We start from the raw sequence: 3386 nt of genomic DNA on the forward strand, positions 1-3386 counted from the left end.
ATCCCCCCACGCCTCGACGCGGGACCACCGCGGGACACCGGCGAGCTCCCCCGGGCCGGCCCGTTGGTGTCCCGTGGCGGGCCGCTTGGGGACACCACCGCCGACTCGCCCCGAGGGCGGCTTTAGGGACAGTCCCCGAGTCTTTACTGGCTCACGGCGGAGCCGCCTTTCTAGGCCACTGTTCCGCGGCGTCGATGGGGTGCTAGCGCCCATTGAGCTCAGCGACAGTTCAAGTCATCAAGTGGAGGATTCGGCTCCGCGGGCAAGCGGGCGCGTCGAACGACGGCGGTCCGTAGTGGTTCTCGCGCCGAGGCGACAGGTCGGAGCCTGCTCACCGCGTTGCTTTGCGCTCGGTCGGTCGATTCTTGAGCCAACTGACGGGAGAGGTTGCGGCACATCAAGCGGCCCTCCGCCGGTTCGGCAGGTCATGGACACGCCACGCGTAGATGCGCCACACTTTGACGATGGCGGGCTCTGAGGCGATGCAGGTCCTCGAGCGACTGTTCGAGGCTTACGATGACAAGGACTTCGCGAAATACGCGGAACTCCTCTCACCGGATATGGTCTGGGAGTTCAACACCATGCAGGAGCCGATGCGGGGTCCAGAGGCCGAGATGCGGACTCTCCGCATGGTGGCGGACGCCTTCCCGGATGCGAATCTGAGCCGGGATTACTTTGTGGAGGACGGCACGGGTTGGGTGGCCTGGAGATGGAGGTTGAAGGCCACCAATACGGGGCCATGGCAAGGTCACGAGTCGACGGGGCGTTCGATCGAGATCGTCGGGGCCACCCACGCGAGAGTGGCGGGCGGGCGTGTCTTGGAACTGCGGTACGTAAGTGATCGACTCACTCTGATGCAACAACTGGGCCTACTGCCCACGTCGAACTGAGCAGACAGCGCTCAACAGCCCATAAACGGGCGAGCGAGATCCTGCGACGGGCTGCACTGTCCCCGAGTGGGCCGCTTGGGGACACTCGTCGAGTCGGCCGTGAAGGCGGCTTCCGGGACGCCCGATGCCCTCACATCCGATGGCGACAGCTCACCGATGGCCACGGGCCTACCGGCGAGCGGGCCGGTTCTCTGCAACCAGCCACCCGACCTTGCCAGCCTGAATGGCTCTGATCATGTCAAGGTTGAACTGATAGATCAGTATTGCAACCGCATCAAGCTCAGACCCCAGGTCGTGAAACCCGTCTCGCGGTAACGGCGCGCGACGGGTTCGGATGTCTTCGAGCTGCCTTCCGATGCGGACGAGTCGATTTCCGATCTCGTAATCAAAGGTGTCGCGCATCCCTACGCCAAAGTATTGCTGGACGAGGGCCAGGTTGCGGTTGATGCTGTCGTTCCATTCGCATACGACGCTTCGGTACTCTCCCCAAGGCGCGTCGGAGGTGGGGAGTTCACTGCTCCCGTCCTGGCGCGCCATGGGCCAATGGACGAGGCGCGTCCGATACAGTCGCTTGTCGAGTAACCTGCTGACTTCCTCGAACACTCGGACGGCTCTTTCCCGTTCCTGCTCTTCTCGCACCACGGCGTGTTGGTGTGCCCAGGCTCTGCGCTGGAAGTAAAAGCCGAGGCCCCCGCCGAGCACAGTCGTCAAGAAGAACCCAACAATCAGCGGGATGAGCTGCTCTCCAAGCATCGTCACCGCCTCGCCCTAGTCGCGCTCAAGAGTGCATCGAGGGGACTGCTCCGTTGTTGCGTCCGCGGCCACAGGCTCGACAGTGTCCCCGAGTGGGCCGCTTGAGGACACCGGCCGGCTCGCTGTGAGGGCGGCCTATGGGACACCTACCGACGGGGGCGAGGCTCGCCTTCGCTGTCAAGGGCGCAATCGTCAGTTGGATGTCGCCAGACCACCTGGGTCTTCTCGCCGTGGCGTCCGGGCCGATCGGGTGCTGGTTCGACGCGACTGACTGATCAGCACTCGAGCGGGCCTTCTGCCGCACGAGCAGCGACCTCGGGGAGGCCGCTTCGAACAGACGCGCGCAGACCAGCCCCTATGCGGTGGTGGCGGTCAGGGCCTTCTCGAAGCAAAAGGTGGTCGGGTCGTCCTTGAAGTAGCCGTAACAGGGGATCTGCTGCCATCCGGCGCTGCGGTACAGGCCGACTGCTTCCGGCTGCTTGGTGCCGGTCTCCAATCGCAGGAGTCGGTACCCGTACCGGGCGGCCAGGTCCTCCACGTGCTCCAGGAGCAGGCGCCCTATCCGGTGTCCGCGCGCGCGGGGGGTGACGTACATGCGCTTGATCTCACCTACGCCATCACCGAGAGATCCGAGCGCTACACATCCCACGGGCTCTCCGTCGAGGTGGGCGAGGAGGCACGGGCTGGTGGCCGACAGCCCCGGACCGGCGTCGGCCACGCCGTAGCGGGCCATCACCTCCTGCTCCTGGGCCGCCACCAGCGCCCGTAGTGCGGGATCGTCGACCGTCGTCGTTTCGATGACCGGCTTCACGCGAAGATCATGCAACAGAGCCGTGTCCCCAAATGGGCCGCTAAAAGATCGTTTCTGAATGACGTCGGCGTGCCTGCTGCGGGTCGCGGCGGACGGTGGCGACCCTCGGGGAGGTGATCGAGGACCTCGTCCCTGACCGGCTCTGGGCACAGATCGCGCCGCTGCTGCCGCCGCCCAAGCCCCGCCGGTACCGGCATCCAGGTCGCCGGCCAGTCGATGACCGGGCGGCGCTGGCCGGCATCGTGTTCGTGCTCAAGACCGGCATCGCCTGGAACCAGCTGCCCAGCACGCTGGTCGGCTGCTCCGGAGTCACCTGCTGGCGACGCCTGCGGGACTGGACCGAGGCCGGCGTCTGGCCGGCGCTGCACGAGCGGCTGCTGGCGCAGCTGCGCGCTCTCGGCGAGCTGAACCTGGACGTGTGCGCGATCGACGGCTCGCACGTGCGCGCGCTCAAAGGGGGGACCACGTCGGCCCCTCACCGGTCGACCGAGCCCGTCCCGGCTGCAAGCACCACCTGATCTGCGACGCCGGTGGCCTGCCGCTGGCGGTCAGCAGCACCGGCGGCAACCGCAACGACGTCACCCAGCTGCTGCCCCTGGTCGACGCGATTCCGCCGATCCGCGGACTGGTCGGCCGGCCCCGCCGCCGACCCGGACAGCTGCTGGCCGACCGCGGCTACGACTACGACATCTACCGCCGACAGCTACGCGCCCGTGGCATCACCCCACGGATCGCCCGCCGTGGAGTCGCGCACGGTTCCGGCTTGGGCAGACAGCGCTGGGTCGTCGAGCGCGGCTTCGCCTGGCTGCACGCCTTCAAGCGGCTGCGGACCCGCTGCGAGCGCCGCGCCGACCTCCACCTGGGGCTCCTTCAGCTGGGCTGCGCGCTGATCTGCTATCGCCACCTCGCGACCATCCTGCAATGAGCTCTAA

General features: G+C 66.8%; 4 protein-coding genes. 2 read left to right on the plus strand and 2 right to left on the minus strand.

Annotated elements, in window-relative coordinates:
• Positions 1 to 464 precede the first annotated feature (464 nt).
• The gene (locus tag ABQ292_RS26195) at positions 465 to 890 is read left to right on the plus strand and encodes an ester cyclase (protein WP_369210633.1); all 426 of its coding nucleotides are present in this window, start codon (positions 465 to 467) and stop codon (positions 888 to 890) included.
• 168 nt (positions 891 to 1058) lie between these two features.
• On the opposite strand, the gene ABQ292_RS26200 is transcribed toward ABQ292_RS26195, so the two are convergent.
• Positions 1059 to 1649 (minus strand): hypothetical protein, encoded by a 591-nt coding sequence (locus tag ABQ292_RS26200; protein ID WP_369210634.1) that lies wholly within the window; start codon positions 1647 to 1649, stop codon positions 1059 to 1061.
• A gap of 349 nt (positions 1650 to 1998) precedes the next feature.
• A complete protein-coding gene (locus ABQ292_RS26205; protein WP_369210635.1) occupies positions 1999 to 2454 on the minus strand; it encodes a GNAT family N-acetyltransferase in 456 nt (151 codons plus the stop codon).
• Between the two features lie 113 nt (positions 2455 to 2567).
• Here ABQ292_RS26205 and ABQ292_RS26210 point away from each other — a divergent pair.
• Positions 2568 to 3379, plus strand: a protein-coding gene (locus ABQ292_RS26210) for an IS5 family transposase (RefSeq protein WP_438940641.1) whose coding sequence is annotated in 2 segments (ribosomal slippage) — positions 2568 to 2916 and positions 2916 to 3379 — 813 coding nt in all. Because the reading frame shifts where the segments join, the coding sequence is not laid out codon by codon here.
• Positions 3380 to 3386 lie beyond the last annotated feature (7 nt).

It is taken from the genome of Geodermatophilus maliterrae (assembly GCF_041018925.1).
In the GTDB taxonomy this organism is placed as follows: Bacteria; Actinomycetota; Actinomycetes; order Mycobacteriales; family Geodermatophilaceae; genus Geodermatophilus; species Geodermatophilus maliterrae.